The sequence below is a fragment of the Pseudomonas sp. PICF6 genome (genome assembly GCF_009831705.1).
GTDB lineage: Bacteria > Pseudomonadota > Gammaproteobacteria > Pseudomonadales > Pseudomonadaceae > Aquipseudomonas > Aquipseudomonas rhizophila.
The window spans coordinates 118-19,626 of record NZ_WUUD01000026.1 but is presented as its reverse complement, the minus strand read 5'-3'; the positions used below and the strand labels follow the sequence as shown (position 1 = coordinate 19,626).

10 protein-coding genes and 1 pseudogene are annotated in these 19,509 nt (G+C 61.7%); 5 read left to right on the top strand and 6 right to left on the bottom strand.

Going from position 1 to position 19,509, the window contains the following annotated elements; genetic code table 11:
* The 5 genes and pseudogenes from GSM73_RS16710 to GSM73_RS16695 all read left to right on the top strand — a co-directional run.
* Positions 1-315, top strand: a pseudogene (locus GSM73_RS16710) (hypothetical protein); the annotation flags it as partial.
* Positions 316-447: 132 nt separating this feature from the next.
* The gene (locus tag GSM73_RS16705; protein ID WP_160893280.1) at positions 448-4,059 is read left to right on the top strand and encodes a Tc toxin subunit A; all 3,612 of its coding nucleotides are present in this window, start codon (positions 448-450) and stop codon (positions 4,057-4,059) included.
* Positions 4,056-4,790: a neuraminidase-like domain-containing protein gene (locus GSM73_RS28105; protein ID WP_306110018.1), complete on the top strand. Its 735-nt coding sequence runs from the start codon at positions 4,056-4,058 to the stop codon at positions 4,788-4,790. Before GSM73_RS16705 ends, GSM73_RS28105 begins: the two co-directional genes overlap by 4 nt.
* Positions 4,787-7,726, top strand: coding sequence for an insecticidal toxin complex protein TcaB2 (locus GSM73_RS16700; RefSeq protein WP_306110017.1), 2,940 nt, complete (start codon positions 4,787-4,789; stop codon positions 7,724-7,726). Before GSM73_RS28105 ends, GSM73_RS16700 begins: the two co-directional genes overlap by 4 nt.
* Positions 7,719-12,425: an Ig-like domain-containing protein gene (locus tag GSM73_RS16695; RefSeq protein WP_160893278.1), complete on the top strand. Its 4,707-nt coding sequence runs from the start codon at positions 7,719-7,721 to the stop codon at positions 12,423-12,425. The genes GSM73_RS16700 and GSM73_RS16695 overlap by 8 nt, the downstream gene beginning before the upstream one ends.
* Positions 12,426-12,441: 16 nt before the next feature.
* On the opposite strand, the gene GSM73_RS16690 is transcribed toward GSM73_RS16695, so the two are convergent.
* The 6 genes from GSM73_RS16690 to GSM73_RS16665 form a co-directional block, all read right to left on the bottom strand.
* Positions 12,442-13,773, bottom strand: coding sequence for a DUF58 domain-containing protein (locus GSM73_RS16690; protein WP_047227101.1), 1,332 nt, complete (start codon positions 13,771-13,773; stop codon positions 12,442-12,444).
* 217 nt (positions 13,774-13,990) lie between these two features.
* Complete coding sequence (locus GSM73_RS16685) at positions 13,991-14,995, bottom strand: MoxR family ATPase (RefSeq protein ID WP_047227100.1); 1,005 nt, start codon at positions 14,993-14,995, stop codon at positions 13,991-13,993.
* On the bottom strand, positions 14,992-16,155 hold the full coding sequence (locus GSM73_RS16680) for a DUF4350 domain-containing protein (RefSeq protein ID WP_160893276.1): 1,164 nt from the start codon (positions 16,153-16,155) through the stop codon (positions 14,992-14,994). The genes GSM73_RS16685 and GSM73_RS16680 overlap by 4 nt, the downstream gene beginning before the upstream one ends.
* Positions 16,152-17,690, bottom strand: a complete 1,539-nt coding sequence (locus GSM73_RS16675; protein WP_107321964.1) for a DUF4129 domain-containing protein — start codon at positions 17,688-17,690, stop codon at positions 16,152-16,154. Before GSM73_RS16675 ends, GSM73_RS16680 begins: the two co-directional genes overlap by 4 nt.
* Positions 17,677-18,651, bottom strand: coding sequence for a stage II sporulation protein M (locus GSM73_RS16670; RefSeq protein WP_047227097.1), 975 nt, complete (start codon positions 18,649-18,651; stop codon positions 17,677-17,679). The genes GSM73_RS16675 and GSM73_RS16670 overlap by 14 nt, the downstream gene beginning before the upstream one ends.
* On the bottom strand, positions 18,648-19,373 hold the full coding sequence (locus tag GSM73_RS16665) for an RDD family protein (RefSeq protein WP_076383680.1): 726 nt from the start codon (positions 19,371-19,373) through the stop codon (positions 18,648-18,650). The genes GSM73_RS16670 and GSM73_RS16665 overlap by 4 nt, the downstream gene beginning before the upstream one ends.
* Positions 19,374-19,509: the final 136 nt, after the last annotated feature.

Here is a 19,509-nt window from a genome sequence, read left to right as displayed (position 1 = left end):
CCTTCCATCGACGTGCCCGTGGCCGGAGGTTGGGTCGACAACCCGGTTCGCTTCGAAGGCGAGGGAAGACCAGGTGTTGGGCAAGTGGTGAGCTGGTTCAATCCGGATCAAGTCTGGGCTTCGGATCTCAACGTCGAAGCGGGTGGTTGGCAGGGCGGGGCGTCGCAATCGCTGGCCGCTGGCGGCCACTGGTGCCGGTTCAGGCAGACCATCACCGACACGGCGGACGGCGCGACGGCCTCCGATTGGGTTGAGAGCGGGCGCTTTGAAGTCCAGCCGCCCAGCAGCCCTAACCAGGCGCCCAACTCCCGATAGACGGTCATGAAACCTGTCGGTTCTGACAGTAGACGGCTTGGGCTCGCAAGCGCCAAATCACGTTAAGCAAACGCTCGGCCTGACGGCTTCGTCGGGCCGCTTCGGGCCGTTATCGAATTCGAGGACTCGTCCATGGCTGACTCCCGCCCCGCTTTACAGCTGCTGAATCAGGTGTTCAGTGACCAACAACTCACCCACTACGCAACGCTGCACACGTACCTCGAAGAGGGCGGTTCGATCTTTACGCTGGTGGAAAAGGGCGTACAGGGATTGGTGAGAGACTTTGGCGTGAGCGCCGATGACGCTCGTCAGCTGTTACGGCGCCTCAACAGCATGGCCATTTACCTGCGGCGTCAGTTCATCGAGCACACCCTGTACGGTTCGGCAAAAGAGCAGCGGCGGGCAAGCAGTGGTTTGCTGTCGATGGTTCAAGGCCCCAGTTTCGAGCTCTTGTTCAATCCTCAGTTCGACAGCTTGTGCCCACCCCAGGCCCTGGAGTCTTTCGCATCACCCGTGGCGTATTTGATTGAGTTGATGCGGTGGATCGAGCAACGCATCGAAGCGGTTTCAAGCGACGCAAGCAAGTTGCCCTTGCATGACCGGCGCAAAGACCTGAAGCCGCTGAGCATCGATTTCAACGCAGTGCATCAATCGGTGTCGTCGGTGGACATCATCGTCCCGGTGCTGGAAAAGTTTATCGGTCTGCTTCCGGAGGAACTGGAACAGGCCATGATCGAGGCGCGTTATCCCAACGGGCTGCCGTACTTCCAACATTGGGTCACGGTGGACACCGTTGCCCGCCACCATGGCCTGTCGGTGGGCAGTTTTGCCCAAAGCGTGAGCCCGTCCTTTCCGTATTTTTTCCAGACCCAGGCCTGGTACAGCGATGTGGGCCCGGCCCTGGCCCATGCGTCGCGGCTGGGGCCTTATCAGCGGCGGTTGCTCACCGAACCGCCCGTTGCCAGCGCGAACCGCACAGCTTTTTATTTGGAGAACTTCGGGGCTGGGGAGGGGGCGTGGGAAGACCTTGATCAGGTGCCTTTCTTCGGTGAGCGAACCAAGCTCGACACCCTGGGGCTTGAGGCGTTGTTGTCAGTACGGGGCTTTGCGCCTGCGCGTTCGGCCAATGTGACCTACCCGTCGCAAACGGTGCCTGAAGAACCGGAAAGCGGGCGCTCCGGTTCGGTTTATCTCAATGCCAATACCCACCCCGCTGTCCATATTACCGGTAGCGAAGAGGGCGATTCGTTTAGTCATGAACTCTCCGTGAGCCCAGGCGACGCCGTGGGGCTTGCGCGTTTCGACCGGATGAATCGCAAGTTGCGCCTGGATCAATGGCTGGCACTGCCCAGCGAACAGGTGGATGCGCTGCTGGTGGCGGCCATCAAGGCTGAAGTGCGCGGTGGTGCGCCGGCCGATAATTGGTGGATCACCGAACAGGTCGTGCATGCCCTCGGCCTGTTTCAGTCCTTGCGCGAGCGCTGTGAATGCCCGGTGAACGACTTTGCCGTGTTTATCGACGAGTTGTCGATTTACGGTCGCGGTGAAGCACTGTCCCAATTCGATCAGCTCTTCAATGGCCAGGGCGATTACCGTGACCCCTTGAAGCTCGACGGCGGAACGTTTCCGATCGTGCCGGCACCTGAGGTGCCCGACCTGACCGTCAGCCAATTGTGCAGCGCGTTGGGCATCGACCTGCAGACCTACAACTACCTGGCCCTGGCGATTGCCAATGCCCATGGCATCGACGGCGACAGTCTGCCGCGTAACCTGGCGATCGTGTCCAGTTTCTACCGCATGGTGAAGCTGCCCCGGCTGTTGGGCATTACCCCGGTCGAAGGCGTGTTGTTGCTGACGGTGTTGGGTGGGGAGCTTTGGCTCGACGGTTTGGCGGGTGTGCCCCGGATCAACTCCACCACAAGCGATAGCCCGGATGTGCTGAACCTCATCCAGGCCATGCAATTGTGTGTGGACTGGTGTGCCGATCACGACCTGCCGGTGCTTTGGATGGTGCAGCAGGTCTCGCCGCCTTCTGCGCTGGACGCTTCCCGGGACGCTGAGGGTCGGCTTTTTGAGCAGTTGCTCAATCTGTTGCCCGGCGCAATGCTCACCCACTCGGCGATCCTGATGGGCGGTGTGCCGGCGATGGCGGGCGCCAGTTGGCTGGAGCTGCTGGGGATGCAAACGACATTGGTCGAGTCCGATGGACTGGTGATGTCGCGCACGGGAACCGAGGCTCAATACCTGGACTTTGCGCGAAGAGAGCTTGATTACGCCGTGACCATCGGCCTCGGTGAACAATATGAACTGGAGCGCCCCGCCATCGTCGAGAGGCTGCTCGCGGTGGTGTTGGAGGCCAGGGACGCCCAGGTCTCGGTGGTCAAGGAATGCCTGGCGGTTTACACGGGTATCGGTTCCGAGCAAGCGCTCGAGGTGCTGGCGTGGGCCAATTCAACGGTGAGCCGGTTGCTGCGTCTGGTGCTCGAACGTGACCTTTCGCATCTTGAAGGCTCGGTGAAGCGACGCAACGCCTTGGCTGACCCATTGCTTGCGCTGCTGGCCGATGTGCGCCGTCGCAGTGCGGTGGTGGCGAAACTTGAGCTGAGCGCCGAGGTGTTGCGCGATTATCTGGATTACGGCCATAAAGCCTGGCTGGATCAGGACGACAAGCACGCGTTCACGGTGCGCACGCTTTATTACCTGACCACCCTCAACCGTGCGTTCGAGCTGAGCGACCAGCCGGCGCAGACGCTGCTCGACTACCTGCGCGAGGTCAATGCGCTGCCTTCTCCGATAGGGGGGCAAGCACTGCGTCTGGCCGAACAAGCGGCGTCCATCCGGCTGGCCGGTTTTTTTGACTGGAGTGTGCAGGAGGTGCGCGAGTGCGTCAGCCGCTTCCAATCTGCGCAAAAAATCCTGAAAAACCTGCCCCAGCTCGATCTGTTGATGCGGGTCAGGGTGCTGGCGGCGCGCACCAGCATGGATGCCTTGACGATTTTCCTGATGGGCGGGCTGCCAGAAGAGATCAACAAACCTGCCTACAAGGCGGCCGCCGAACATGCCTTGCTGAGCCTGTCCGAATCCGATAGGCCGTTGGTGACCTTCACCGGGGATCTGAAGCAGCTCGTTACTGTGACGTGCAATCCGGACAAGTCCACGGTGGTGGCTGGGACTGATGAAACAATCACCTTCACCGTCACCCTTATGGACAGCGACGGGAACCCGTTGAGCGGCGTCAACGTTTACTGGAGCGCTGAACTGGGGACCGTTGAAACCAAGGCTACGGAAACCGACGGCGTGGTTAAGGCCGAATACAAACCGGGCAAGGTGACGGGGTGGGACACGCCGCAATTCTGGCTCGATCTGTTTGAGCGCGAGTATGCCCCGACCGTCGAGGTCACTATCGATGCTGAACACATAGTCATCCCACTACGGTCCATGTCACCGGTACCTCTGGAAGCGGTACCTGCCGGTCAGGAAGTCGAACTCTACGCCACCATCAAGGACATCCATAGAAACATTGCGAAAAACCATCTGACGCGCTGGTTAAGCAAGGACATGAACGACGGGGGAGGCACGGTGGTTTATCGACCGGATCAGAGCTACACCAACCAGGAGGGCGTGGCCCGAACATTTGTTTCCAGCCCTACTGGCGGAAAGTTCCAGATCAGCGTTGCCCCTGAAGGTGGCGTGTTAGCTAATTTCCCGCCCATCATCTTTGAACGCGAGGAGCAAGTACCATGACTCTGAACACGTTGAGTGACTTGCTCGAAAAACGCCGGACCGCCCTGATCGAATACAGCCTCGGGCACGTTGAAAAAAGTGGTCAGAATCCTCCGTACAACTTCCTGCGGACCCCGGCGGACCTGTTCGAACTGCTGCGCCTGGATCCCCTGGACAGTTACCCGGTGCAAAGCTCCTGGGTCGCCGAAGCGACCAGTTGCGCCCAGCAGTTCATCCACGCCGCCTACCGCAAACTGGAACCCGGCTATGCCGACACCGAGTTCGACAAGCGGGACCTGGCCACCTGGGAGCTCTACAACAACTACCCGGATTGGTCGGCGCTGCAAATGATCGCGCTGTACCCGGAAAACTTCATCAACCCCTTCGTGCGGCAGCGCAAGACCAGCCTGTTCAAGACCCTTGAAAACAACCTCAACCAGGCACACTTGAACAGTGATTCGGTGCAGGTTGCCTTGCAGGAGTACCTGCAAACGTTCGAGCAAACCTGCAACCTGGACGTGCTCAGCAGCTACATGGACAGCGTCTCGCCGGCCCGGGCCGACTACTACTTTGTCGGTCGCCAGCGGGTGCCGCCTTACCAATACTTCTGGCGCAAGGCCGAGGTCGAGCTCTCTCCCACTTGCCCGGCCATCAACCCGGCGGTCTGGAGTGAATGGCTGCCGGTGGACACGCCCACGGGCGTGACGATACTGGATATCCGCCCGGTGTTCTGGAGAGGACGGGCAGTTTGACACCGTACCTGAGCCTGCAGGCGGTGGTGTTTCGCGACGCCAGCACCGACATGGACAAGCTGTTTGTGCAGGGCTATTGCAGGCCAACGGGTTTGACCGGAGAGGCCACCTTTGACCTGACGTTGCAAAATTCGGCCGACGACCCTCCACCCATTTCGGGAAGTTTTCCCTTGGCCGGTGGCTGGAGTACCGAATGGCAGGAGTTTCAGCGTGAGAGTGGCTCATGGCCGGAGCCAACAACGTTTTCGTTCGGGCATACCGCAACCACGGGTGGATATGGCCGAAATAAATTCGAACTGACCATCATCAACGTCACGAAGTTTGCCCCTGTCTCACTGCTCAAGAACAGCCTCGATGCAGCGCAGTTTCTCTCCCTCAACCAACCCGAGCTGACCCTTAAGTACGCCCGCCTGAATTCGCTGTTCGGCCCCGAGCTGGTGCAGCGCTCGAATATCTCCGTCGAGGCGGTGCTGGATTGGGACACGCAGTTTCTGCCGGAGCCGCCCCCGGAAAGCCAAACGATCAGCGAGCCGAACGGAGCCTTCGACGGCGCTAACGGTCTGTTTTTCTGGGAGCTGTTTTTCCACCTGCCGCATCTGGTGGCCACACGTTTGCGCACCGAGGACCGCTTCCTGGAAGCGCAGAAATGGTTGCATTACCTGTTCGACCCGCAAGCGCCGGCCGACCCGGCCAACGACCCTCAGTACCCGAATCCCAAACCGAAGTATTGGCGCTGCCGCCCTTTGAATAGCAACGGCAACCTGGGCTGTGAAACCCAGGCGCCCACCGACCCTGACGCCATCGGCTATTCGGCGCCCCGGCACTTTCAGATTCTGGTGTTCTCGGAGTACGTCAAGAACTTGCTGGCCTGGGGCGACTGGTATTACCGCCAGCTCACCCGTGACAGCCTGGTGGCGGCCAAGCTGTGTTACGTGCAGGCCGAATTTCTGATGGGCAAGGCACCGGCGGTGCGCACGGTCAACCGCTGGGAAACCGACACGGTAGACAGCTTGATGAACAAAAGCAGGTCGCGACCGGCACTTGAGCAGTTCGAGCAAAGCCTGGCGTTCAGCCTCGCGGATTTCCCCGCGGCCGCCGAAGCGCCGCCGCTGCTGGGGCTGTTGGCCAACGAGCCTTTCAAGGCTCCGATCAATGAGCAGTTGCTCGCGCTGTACGACTTGCCCGGCCAGCGCCTGCATAACCTGCGCAACAACCTCACCCTGGACGGCAAGCCACTGGACACACCGCTATTCAGCCCACCCACCGATCCCAACGCGTTGTTGCGCGACCTGGCGGCCGGTGGTGTCGGTGCGCCAAGGCCCATGGGCGGTCGGTTGGTGGTGGGGGCTTTCCGCTGGCGCACGACGTTCGAGGTGGCATTGCGCGCCGTGCAGGCGCTCCAGGATCACGGCGCCCAGGTGCTGCGTCTGCTTGAACAACGGGACCAGGCCGAGCAGCAGGAACTGCAACAGAACCATCTGGTGGAACTGGGCAGCTACGCCCAGACGGTGCAGGAACAGAACATCACTCAGCTCCAGGCGAGCAGGACTGCGCTGCAGCAAAGCCGGGCGGTGGCAGAGGAACGGGCAACCGCTTATGAGCATCTCTACAACGAAAACGTGTCGAAGGTCGAATACGAGGTCATGGAGAGCTTGCAGCTTTCCAAAATCCTGGCATTGACCTCGGCAAGCATCAAACCCGCGGGCGCCGTGATTGCCTCGATGCCCAATATTTTTGGTTTGGCCGCCGGTGGGCATCGTCTCGAGAAAATAGCCGACGCGGTTTGTTTCGGTCTGGATGTTGCTTCGTCGGTGTTGCAAATGGACGCGGACAAACAGGCCACCACCGAAAGTTACCGGCGTCGCCGTGAAGAATGGCTACTGCAACGTAATCAGGCGCAGGCGGAGGTGCGTGCGCTCGATGCGCAAATCACCGCTCAGACCCACGCGGTGAGCGCCGCTCAAACCACGCTGGATCAAACCCTGCTGGCCAACAACCAGGCCTTGACGGTGTACAACTTCATCAAAAAGCGCGCGTCCAATGCCGAGCTGTATGGCTGGCTGCTGGGTCAGTTCAAGGCGTTGCATTACCAGGCCTACGATGCCGTCGTCAGTCTGTGCCTCAGCGCCCAGGCCTCGCTGAGTGCCGAAACCGGTGACTATGATTCGCAGATCCCCTTGCCCCAGGTCTGGCTGGACAACCGCCACGGTCTGACGGCAGGCGAACACCTGCGCGGGCATTTGATGCGCATGGAGCGCGAGTACCTGCAACGCTTTGAACGGCGGTTGGAGCTGGTCAAGACCATTTCCTTGCGCCAGTTGTTCGATGATGCGAGCGACCCGCAGGCCCCCAACAGCAGTTGGGCGAGCGCCCTGGATCAGTTGCGCACCAAGGGAACGCTGGAGTTCAAACTCTCTCAATTGCTGTTCGACCGCGACCACCCGGGGCATTACTGCCGGCAAATCAGCTCGGTCGAGGTCGACCTGCCTGTGCTGATCGGGCCCTATGAACATGTACGTGCCACCTTGCTTCAGATCAGCAGCATGACGGCTACCAAGGCATCCCTTCCAGCGGTGAAGTACTTGCATGATCCCGTGGGTAACGTGGCGCCTTCCGATGTGCAGATCAACCTGCGCAGCGGTCAGCAGATCGCCTTGTCGATGGGGCTTGGCGACCACGGCATGGTGGCGATGAAACCCGATGACAGCATGCTCAACCCCTTCGAAAACACCGGGGTGGTTTCACGCTGGCTGTTGAGTTTTCCAAGGGCGGTCCATGAGCCGCAGAAGAGCACGCTGCTGTCGTTGACGGACATCATCGTGCGCATCCGTTACATGGCCAGGGCCGGCGAGCCACCGTTCGTGCGAGCCGTCGAAGATCAGATCAGCCTGACTCCCCCCTACTCAACCGCCGAAGGAGCAGCTCGCCATGAATAAGCCGATTATCCTGGCCAATGAAAATCTGGTGCTCAATGGCGACTTCGAAAACTGGATCGAGCACTGGACACGGGGACCGATTCCGGGCGACCTGGGCACTGGGAAGGAGTGGTATGAGGGGGAGGAGGAGTTCGTTAGTTTTCTGACCATCGGCGATGAGGCTTCGGTCAGTCAGGCGCTGACGGCGCCCAAGGATCCAGGCGCTCCAGCGCGCTACGTCCTCACCTTTCTGTGCGAGACGAGGCATACCGAACCGGGCAGGCTGGTCATTAGCAGCGATAAACATCCGCAGGAGCAGGAAATCCTGTTGCCGAGAGGAGCAGCCCGGGATGTGGAGGAGGATCAGGCACGGCTGAGGGACGGTCAGCCGCTGGATTACAGACCTATTGCCTACAACGTACCCTTGGACCTGCCGTTCAACGCTCAAGACACCCTCACGCTGAATATTCAAAGCCCGCGAAACGCCCCCGAAGACGACATCGGGGCCATCCGCATTACGCGCATCAACCTCCAAGTGTACCTTGAGCCAGTGCTGATGCAAGCGTTCAAGCTTGACGAGCAGACACTGCCGGCAACCGGGCCTTTGTACGTGTGCCTGGGGGCCTCGGGTGACTTGGCTCATCAGCTTGAATTCAGGCCCGATCCGGACAATGCATGGGCCGGCACCCAAGCTGCGTTGACCAGCGATGACAACCCCCAGGGCGCGGTGCTCGCGACCCCGGCCTGGGGTGTGGATCACCCGTTGGATTCGGCCTGGGCCCTGGACTGTCCGGCGATCGGTGAAGACGGTCCCTATCTGTTTTCGATGGACCTGGTTAACCAGTACGCCGCCGATGCTTATCCGGTGCAGGTGTCCCTGGGGCATCATCGTCTGGCCTTTCGTGGCGTGCTCGAGGCGGCGTATTACCCGGTGCTTGAATACGACCAAAGTGTGCGTTTGGGGGTGCAGGTCACTTCCTATTACACCGGGCAACCCTTGAGCGACCGCACCGTGAACTGGACCTCCACGACCGGGCAGGTCACCGGCGTTGCCGTCAGCCGAACTGACGGCTGGGCCTACTTCGATTTTCAACCGACGCAGGCCGGTGATGTCGAGATCCAGGCGTCGGTCGAGAGCCTCTACTACGCCTCTGGCACGTTGACTCAAATCCTGACGGTGCGGGTGCTGGCCACGGATCCGTGGAAGGATGTGCTGACGGTGGTCGAGGGGGTTGAGTCGCGTTGGGAGGAAAAAACCGGTTACCCCAACCGCGGCTCGGAGTATCCCCTCGACGTGAAACTGCCCGCCGCCAGCCCCTTGCAGGGGACGCAGCTGTCGTTGCATTGGAGTGGTGATTCCCACGAGCAACTGGGGGTGGCCGTCAGCCCGGCCCTTGAAGCTCCGGTGCCGGTCACCGGCGCCGAACTGGCCTGGACCTTGACCAGCGAAGATCGGTCTGACGGTCGGTTCGACCTGCAACTGACCTGTTCGAAACTGTTGCTGCCTTCACCGAAAAAAAACATGTCGCTGGCGCGCAATCTGGTTCGGGTGGGTGAAGTCCGAGAGGCCAACAAGTTTCCCGTGGTGGACGAAAACGAAAGCGTGCTGTTGCGGGTGCAGGTGGTGCACTTCGTGGCCAGCGGCGACGGCGATCCGGTCATCAATGCCCAGGTCGAATGGAAAACCGGGGGCGAGACGCTATCCACCGTTACCACCGGCATCGGCGGTTGGGCCAGTGTGTTGTACACGCCGCAGAGTGCGGGGGACAAAGTGGTCATCGCCAGTATCAAGGCCCATGGCGAGGCCGTGGCGGTGGAGCGCCCGTTTGAGGTGAAGGCGATTGCCACCAGCCCCTGGAAAAACGAGGTCAGTATTCTGCTCGATGGCGAGGTGGTCGAGCGCAATGCGCTCGGTGTGCTCTGCTGGCGCGGGCAGACGCACACACTCAAAGTGCTGCCCAATTCCGGCAGCTCATGGATCGGTAAGAACATCAGTCTGCATTGGCGCGGGACGGCGCCGGATATCGGGCTGGTGCCCAGTGACCTTGGAACGCCCAAAGCGCTGGTGGCAGCCGGTACGGAGTGGAATCTCGCCTCACAAGCGAATACGAGCACCAGCAGCCTGTTTGAGCTGGAGTTGCGCCTGGAGAGCGTTTCAGTCGTTCGCGAGCTGACGGGGCGATTGATGTCCGAGAATCTGACGGAAGAAGTCAGCCTGAGACTCGACCAGATAACCGCCGCACTGGACGCCCAGGCGCTTTATCCGTGTCTGGGCGCGCTTCATCGTTTTAGCGTTTTACCCAATGCGCTGAGCCCGCTGGTGGGGTTGGAATCAACGTTGGCGTGGTCGGGGGCACCCGCCGAGGAACTGGGGGCAACGGTGCGCCCTGCGTTGAATCTTGCGCAACCGATCAACGACGGCGGCGCGATCTGGACGCTGGACTTTACCGCCAGTGAACAACCGGGCGAGTTTGCCCTGGCGTGGGCAGTGCCTGCGCTGGACTTCGTCGCCACGGCCAAGCCGATGACGCTGGCCCATAACAAAGTCAGGATCCAGGGCTGGCGCGAATCGCCGGTCGACCCAGTGGTCGGGCAGGATCCTGCGTGGCTGTGGGTCCAGGTGGTTTCCCACTTCACCGGGCGTGCCGTGGAGCAGGTGCCGGTGACCTGGACAGCGGGCAGTTCAAGCGCGCAACCCACCGACGCCGATGGTTGGTCGGGTTTTGCCGTGGCGCCGGCCGCCGCCGGCACCCAGGCAGTGAAGGCCTCGGTGAGCAGTCGTTACGACGGCTACGAAGAGGAACGGCCCTTTGAAGTCACGGCGCTGGCAAGTGATCCGTGGGCGGGGCTGAGGGTCCGGTTTGATGGCGCGCCCGCGCGACTCTGGGGTGAAAAAACCTACTTTCCGCGCCGCAAGGGCGAACATGTTTTTGAGCTGATGGCCTCCGAGAACAGCCCTTTGTTCGAGCGTGAGCTAACGCTTGGCATGACCGGAACCGGGCCCACCGAACTGGGCATCAGCTTTTTACCTGACCCCTTGGGAATGCCTCGCGAGTTTCCCTGCGAGGGCTTGCGTTTCACGCTCAAGGCCGGCGATCTGAAGGACGGCAGCTTTGCCTTGCGCCTGGCGTCCCAGCGTCTGGCCAGCCTGTCCCCGGCGAACGCGATGTCGTTGGGCGAGGGCGAGCAAGTGCTGGAGATCCGCTGGGACAGCGGGGTTCAGCAAATACTGGGGTGGGAGCAGGAACTGGTCGAACAGGTCACCGTGATCTCCTCCATCAGTGGCAGGCCGATTGCCGGGGTGATCGTGACCTGGCGCGGTGATGACCTGGGGCAAGTGACCACCGTGACCGATTATTACGGGGTGGCGCGCGTGCGTTATGTGCCCACCACGCCCGGCGCGGCACAGTTGACTGCGACGGTGGGGGAAGGGCCGTACGCGGCATCGGTGGTGCTGTCGTACTTCTTGCACGAGCCCCGGGAAATCCGGTCGCTCACCAGCGACCAAGCCAATGGTCATATCGGCGAGCTGGTTTCAGCGCTCGTGACTGTGGTGTCGGCCATGACCGGCGAGCCCTTGGAAGACGTCGAGGTGCGGTGGGAGTACCCCCACATCACGATTGCGTCGACCCGGACAAATGCCGACGGGCAAGCCCCGGTGCAGTTCAGGTTGCCCGGCGTGCGGAAGGGGGTGCTATACGCCATTGTCACGGGGGGCTATGCGGGATGGGAGGTGGCAGGTCTGACCTTTGAACTGCTGCCCAATGACATGACCTGGCTTCAGGAATTCAACCCCTACATCAATGGCCGACCCGTAAGGTGGCCTGACGTGGAACTGAATCTGGTCCCCGGAGAGGTTTGCACGTTGACGCTGGATTATGAGTACAGCTGGTTGATCGGCGATCCGGATGCGCAAGTCCTTCTGGAATATAAGCCGGGCGAACAAGCACAGGGTTTGATATTCGATCCGCCGTTGGGGCAGTTGGTGGCGATGGAGGCGGGGAGTACTGCGTTGAGCTGGTCTATCTCCACCCAGGAGACCCAGATTGACCCGTTTGTACTGCAATTCGATATGCCGCTGATGAGCGGGATGCCGAAGTCTCCGCCATTGCCGGGGCAAATAAGTCAGCCGGAGTTTGAGAACACATTTGACGAAATTCCAGTGAGTTTCGGAGGCCGTGCCTATCCCTGCCATGGCGCAAGGCACACTTTTACCGTGCGACCGCACTCCTCCAGCCAGTTTCTGAATAAAAATGTAAAACTGGTATGGAGTGGGGAGCCCGCCGCAGATCTCGGTGTGGTGATCACCCCCCCATTGCACACTCCCCAGTTGCTGGGCCCGGAGGGCGTGACGTGGCAGTTGAATTTCTTGAATACGACCCAGGATGCGGACTTTTCCTTGCACATGGAAGCCGTGGAGTCGGGGGAGACGACTGAGGTATTGGCCATGTCATTGGGCAATAACCTGGTAAAGGTTGAACGTTGGACGACGAGACTGAATATGGACAGCTCAACGACGAGTCCGCCACCTGATCGTATAAAGAGCATTCGTGCCCGTTCTCGGTATTCGAATAAAGTCGCCGCCGGGCTTGAGGTACTCGTCAACGGCGGGCCTTCCGGCATTCGCACCGATGAACGCGGTGAGGCTTCAATAGACGAGTTTGGAGACGATAATTTTCATTTGTCGATCCGTAACCGTTACGACGGAAGTACGGTCTGACAACGCTTCTGAGGGTCTACAAATTCCCCGCCTTCTTCCACCCCAGATACAACGTCACCAGCTCGGCCCCCAACTCCCCGGGCCGGGCTTGCAGCACCGCCACCCCATGGGCACTCAAGCGCTCATGCAATTCGGCCCGGGCGTTCAAATAATCCACTGTCCCGCAATAGGTCAGGGCTTCGGGCAGGGTTTGCACCGGTGTCTGGCGTAAGCGGTCGAGTGCCTCTTCCCGCAGGCTCGCCACCAGAACCCGATGCTGTTGGCCCAGGCGTTTGACGGCGGCCAGCAGCTCTTCATCGTCTTCATCGCGAAGGTTGGTCACCAGCACCACCAGGGCTCGGCGCTTTTGCCGGGTCAGCAGTTGGGTGACGGCGGCCTGGTAGTCGGCCGGGCGTTGGCTGCTGTCCAGGTCGTACACGGTGTTGAGCAACACGTTGAGTTGACCGGTGCCTTTGACCGGTGCGAGGTAGCGTGGCTGTTCGCTGGCGAAGGTGCTCAGGCCCACGGCGTCACCCTGGCGCAGCGCGGTGTAGCTGAGCAGCAGGCAGGCGTTGAGGGCGTGGTCGAAGTGCGCCAGCTCGCCGTCCTGGCTGCGCATGCGCCGGCCGCAATCGAGCATGAAGATGATCTGCTGGTCGCGCTCGTCTTCGTACTCCCGGGCAATCGGTGTGCGATGGCGGGCAGTGGCCTTCCAGTCGATCTGGCGCAGGCTGTCGCCTTCGCGAAATTCGCGCAGTTGATGAAACTCCTGCCCCTGGCCGCGCCGTTGGCGCTGGCGGATACCCAATTGGCTGAGCCAGTTGTCCACCGCCAGCAGTTGACCGTCGTAGAGTCTGGCGAAATCCGGGTAGACGCGGGTGTGGTCGAGGGCGTCCAGCAGACGTTTGCCGGCCCACAGGCCCAATGGGCTGGGCAGGCTGATTTCGCAGTGTTCAAAGCTGAAGTGACCGCGCTTGAGCGGGCGCAGGCGGTAGCCAACCTGGCTGTGTTGACCGGGTTGCAGCTCGACCGACAAGGGGAGGCTTTCGAAGTCCAGGCCGTCGGGGACGTGATCGAAGACCTGAACATTCAGCGGCTGCGCAAAGTCATGGCTGATCTGTAGCCGCACTTCGCTCCAGCGACCCAGTGCCAGGCTGCCGGGCATCTGCCGTTGCACCCGGGGCGAGGGCAAGCGCTTGAGGCGTACGGCATCAAGTATTGCCAGGGCCAGAAGGGCCAGCAGCAACCCCCAGTGGATCGACAGCAACATCGATGGAACCGCAACGCCCAGCGCCCGCAACGCGCCCAGCACGATGCCGAGGGCCAGCAGAATGGCGAGCCAGGTCAGCAGTAGGCGCGCGGGTTTCATGGGGGCGTTCCCTTGGAGAAGGTATTTGCTTTGGTAAAAGAGTTTGCCGCCAAGAGGTTTCCTGTGGCGAGGGAGCTTGCTCCCGCTGGACGCGTAGCGTCCCCTTGCGGTGTGCCAGGCAAAACCAGGGGGCTGCTTCGCAGCCCAGCGGGAGCAAGCTCCCTCGCCACAGAAAGCGGTCTTGCCTCAAGAAGTGCTCTTGGCACAGGCCGCCTCCTCACAACCGCGGCGCCGGCACTTGATCGAGCAGTTGCCCCAGCACCTGATCCACCGAAAGCCCTTCGATGTCCAGCTCCGGTGCCAGCCGCACCCGGTGGCGCAGGACGGCCAGGGCGCAGCCCTTGATGTCATCCGGCACCACGAACTCGCCGCCGCGCAACAATGCCCGGGCCCGGGCGCAGCGCACCAGGGCAATCGAGGCACGCGGCCCGGCGCCCAGGGTCAGGCCCGGCCAACTGCGGGTGGTGCGGGCCAGGCGCACGGCGTAGTCGAGCACCTGATCGTCCATCGGCAGGTCACTGGCGATGCGTTGCAGCGCTTGCACGTCCTTGGCCTGCAACACCGTGCGCAACGGTTGTACATCGAGCATGTCGGCCCGGGTCGAACGGCTGACCTGACGGACCATGTTCAATTCCTGGTCGGCGTCGGGATAGTCCATGCGCACTTTGAGCATGAAACGGTCGAGCTCGGCTTCCGGCAGCGGGTAGGTGCCTTCCTGTTCGATCGGGTTCTGGGTGGCGAGCACCATGAACGGTTGGGCGATGGGCAAGGCGCGACCTTCGAGGGTGACCTGGCGTTCCTGCATGGCTTCGAGCAGCGCCGCCTGGGTCTTGGCCGGGGCGCGGTTGATTTCGTCGGCCAGCAGCAGGTTGGTAAACACCGGCCCCTTGCGCAGCTTGAACTGCTCGGTCTGCAAGTCGTACACCGCGTGCCCGGTGACGTCGCTGGGCATCAGGTCGGGGGTGAACTGGATGCGCGCGAATTCGCCGCCGAAACAGCGGGCCAGGGCGCGCACCAGCAGCGTCTTGCCCAATCCTGGAACCCCTTCGAGCAAGACGTGTCCGCCGGCGATCAGGGCCGTGAGCACATCGTCGATCACCGCGGCCTGGCCGACCACCGCCTTGTGCAGCTCGGTGCGAATAGCCTGGGCCAGTTGACTGGCGCGCTGGCGCTGTTGGGCGGCGTGGGTCTGGCCGCCGGCAGGTTCGTTCTCTTCAGTCATAAGGCATTCCTGAGGGTTTGCAGATGGGCGACCTGACGGCAGAACTCAGCGCTGGACATGCGCTGTTGCGGTCGGGGGCTTAAGGCCTGGCTGATGGCCCGCGTGGGTTGGCGGGTCAGGCGGGCGAGCACTTGCCACTGTTCGGCCACGGCCAGTTGTTCGAAACCGGGATGCAGATGGCGTGCCCGGCGCAGCACGTCCTGTTGCAAGCTGTGCAGCAGATGCTGACGGCCATTGTGTCGTAGATGAAAACCGGCGCTGGCCTGCACGTGTTCCTCCAACTGGCGCCGCGCCTTGGGAGCCGGTTGTTGCAGCGGGCCCTGACGCACCGCCGAACGCCAGAGCCAGAGGGCGATCAAGGCCAGCAGCGCCACCAAGGCCTGGGGGAAATAACGCAGCAACAGGGCCAGCAAGTTGTCATGGTCGATGTCATACAGCAGCGTCACGTGGGTGTCGGCGCTCAAATACCAGAGCAGCCAGGCGTTGTCGTATTGGTCGATATGGTCGTTCTTCCACAGCTCGGCGTCGGTGAGCACGGTGATCGAGCCCAGGCCATGGTTGAGCTGCATCATGTGGGTCGCCAACGCGCTGTTGGCCCAAGCCTGGGCTAGGTTTTGCGGGTCTTCGAGGTGGAAATCGGTGTCGAAGCCGACGTACGCGGGCGCTTCTTCGTCCTCCAGGTACAGCTTGGTCAGCTTGGGGTAGCGATCCTTGATGAGTTCGGGCTCCGGCGCCTTGAGGTCCTTGCTCAGGAATTGACGCAGGCGCACACGGTCCAGCAATAAGTCGCCGCTGCTGGCGGTACTGTTATCCCACAAGGCTTCGGCGACAAACAGCAATCGTCCACCGGCCTGGGCCCAGTTCATCAACTGATCGACTTCCCGTGGGGTCATGTGGGTGCGTTCACCCAACAACAGCAGGCTGCGCTGATCAGGCTCAAGGTTGGGCAGGACGTCCAGATTATTGGCGTGCTCGACGTTTATGCCCTGCCGGCGCAGGAAATGTTCGGCGGCCAGGTAGGGATTGGCCTGGGCCTCGGGGGAGGGGCCGTGATCGATGGTTTCCTGATAGGGCACTGCGTTCAGGAACAGATAGAGGGCCATGACGCAGAGCAGCGCGGCCACCCCGGCGCCGACCAACAGCCCTGCGCGGCGATTCATCGAGACGCCTCCGGCCCGAACAACCCGCGCCAGTCATCGCACAGTTGCTGTTGCAGGTGGGGCGGCGGCGGGCGATGGCCGTATGCAATGTTTTGCCAGTGCTGAGTCAGGTGTTGGCTGAAGGTCAGCAGGCGTTCATGCTCAAGCTGTTCGATGCGTTGCAGCACCTGGCCTTCGGTGTCGGCCGGTTTCAAGGGAAGCGCAAAGTCATGATGCAACCGGCTGAGCAAGGCCCGATACAGCAGCCCCAGGGCCTGGCGAGGGTCAGCGGCCCATAGTTGTTCCACGCTGGTGGCCACGTCGTCCGGCAGGCTTTCTTCGCGAATATCCAGACCGAACATCTGCGCCGGCATCGGTCGTGCCACGGGTGGGCGTTTTGTCGGTCGCAGATTCACCAAGGCCCTGAGCCTTTCCCGGTAGCGCCAGGCTAGCCAGGCAATCGCCGCCACCAGGCAGGCCCACAGTACGATCTGGATCAGTGCGGCGGCGATGTCGAAGCGTTGGCCGCTGATCCATTTGAACCATGCCTTGAGCCAGCCCGGCGCTTCGTCGGTCTCGGCCGATTCGGCGGTTTCTTCACCCAGACGATAGCGGGTGAGCGTTTCCGGGTTCTTGAACGGCGGAGCCTGGAGGATCGCCTTGATGCTGTCCCTGGAGGCTTCGCTGGTAAGAGGTTGGTTGAGCAGCCGCGGGCTGTCGGGGCCGGTGTTGTCTTCGGCGGCCCAGGCCGGCGGTGCCAGCGGCACCAGCAGCAGTGCCAGCAGCATCAGCGCGGGGGCGGTGCTGCTCAGGCGTTGGCGCAGGCGCCGGAACACCAGCTCAATGTCCCAGGCTTCGAGTATCGTGCGCCGGTTCAGGTAGAGGCTGAAACCGCAGGCGACATACACCGGCTCCCAGACGATCAGCAGCAGGGGATACAGCAGGTTGATCAGGTGTTCGAGCCACAACCAGTCGTGCTCGGCGACGGCGATCAGCGTCTGCCAGTTCCATTGCAGCTCTACCTGTTGCGGCACGAGCAGGTAGAACAGGGCCATGAGGCCGAACCACAAGGCGATCTCCAGGTGGACGCCGATCACGGTCAGCCATTGCGCTGCGCCACGGTTGCGTTGCAGCAGCACCCGCAAGCGCTGTTCACGCGCCTCGCCGTCGAGTCCTTCGAGTTGCACCACGGGCATCAGGAAGCTGCGACTCAGGCTCAGCCGTCGCCAGGTCAGGCTTGCCAGCAACTGGGGCTTGAGCAGCGCGGGCCACTGGCGCAAGGCCTGTTTCAGCGTCGGTGTTTCGCCGAACAGCGCCTTGGACAAAATGTACAGGGGCAAACGGTCAAAGGCCGGTTTCAACCACCAGAACAGGAACATCGCCAGAGACGGCGAATCCCACAGCAGCAGGGACAACAGCGCAAACACCGGCAGCGTGATGACGGCCCAGCTGGTCATCAGCAAACGTCGATGCTGCTGGCTCATCAACACGCCCAGGTCCATGGCTTCCCAGGTGGTGCGCGGGCGGATGACCACGGTGGCATCACTCAGACGCATGGCGGGTCCGTCCGGCAAACACCAGATAACTGATCACCAAAAGCCACAACAAGGCGCCGACCGTGTATTTGGTCGCGGCTGTCACGGCGCTGGAGGACCAGTACGCTTCGATGAACGCGGCAATCAGCAGCAACAGCATCACGCCGCCGATCATCAGCACGCTTTTGCCGGCGGCGATCCGCAAGGCCTCGCCTCGGGTGAGGCGCCCCGGCGCGATCAACGCCCAGCCCAGTTGCAGGCCGGCGGCGCCGGCCAACGTGATGGCAGTGAGTTCGAAGGCGCCGTGGCCGATGACGAACGACCAGAACGTCCCACCCGAGCCGATCTGGGTCAGATGCCCGGCCACCGCACCAATGGTCAGGCCGTTGAAAAACAGGAAGAACGCGCTACCCAGGCCAAACATCAAGCCACTGGCGAATGTCTGAAAGGCGATGCCGATGTTGTGCATGATGTAGTAGCCGAACATGACCCAGTCCTGGCTGGCGGCCCGCTCGATCGAACGCCCCAGGTGCCCGCTGGCGGGGTCGTACATGCCACGTATCTGGCTGACTTCCTCGACGCTCAACAGGCTGTAGACCAGCTCGGGAAACAGATAGACCAGCAGCCCGATGCCGATCAGGCTGCCCATGAACATCGCTCCGGCGGCCAGTACGAAACGCCATTGTTCCCGCACCAGTCGGGGGAAACCGGCCAGGATGAAAGTCGAAAGGCTGGTCGATGGCCGGCTGCGATCCCGATAGAGTTGCTGGTGCCCACGCAACGCCAACTGCTGCAGCGTGTCGACCAGCAGGCTGCTGTAACCCCGTGCCTGGGCCAGCGCCAGATGCTGACAAAGCCTGCGGTAGGCAGGAGGAAAGTCACTGCTTTGGGGCACGTTACGGCTGCGCTCCAGTTGATCGAGTTGTCGGGACAGTCGGTCCCATTCGCCTTGGTGGCGGCTTTCGAACAGGCTTTGTTTCATGTCGGCCCCAGCAGGCCACGGGCGATGCCATTGAGTTCGGCCACGGCTCTGGGGGCCTGGACGTTCAGTGGCGCGGCCAGGATGCTTGCCAGTTCGTTGACCCGCGCTTGGGACAGTTCAGCCTGGCGTTCAGCGAAACCCAGCACGGCGCGTTGCTCGTTCAGGCTCAGGGTAAAGGGCGGTCGTATCGACTGCGCCAGGGGCAGCGCGGGACGTTTGACCGGTTGCTCGCGATACACCACCAGGGTGCCGGCGGCCAGGTCTCCCAGGCGTTTGAAGGCAGGATGTTGCAGGCAACTGATTGCCCCGAAGGTGTAGCCGAAGGGTAGCATGTCGACAAAACGCAGCAGGTTGCGGATCAGTGAAGCGGACCAGCCGATAGGCCTGCCGTCGTCCTGCACCACTCGCAACCCCATGATCTGCTTGCCGGGGGAGCGCCCCTGGTTCAGCACCTCGAACAGCACCATGTACCACCAACTGACAACGAACAGCAGGATGGAGCCCAGGCCAATGCCCAGCTCACCAAAAAACGCCAGGATGATGAACACCAGCCCCAGGACCAGCCCGCGTATGCCCAGGTCGATGGCAAAGGCCAGCGCACGAGGCATCAACCCTGCCGGGCGCAGCGGCAGGTCGATGCCTTCGGGCGTTTCAACCTGATACCGCGTATCGAGTGGCGGGGGCAGCGTCGCGTTCCTTTGCAGTGCTGGTCTCTCGAGCATGGGCAACCTGAGTGATGGGCCGGTTCGAACGTTCAGTCTCGGTCCCGATGCTAGCAGTCTTCGTGCGGGCAAACGACATAACTATGTATGTCATTTCATGGCTTGCCACAGGATTCAGGGCCCGAACACAAAAGCA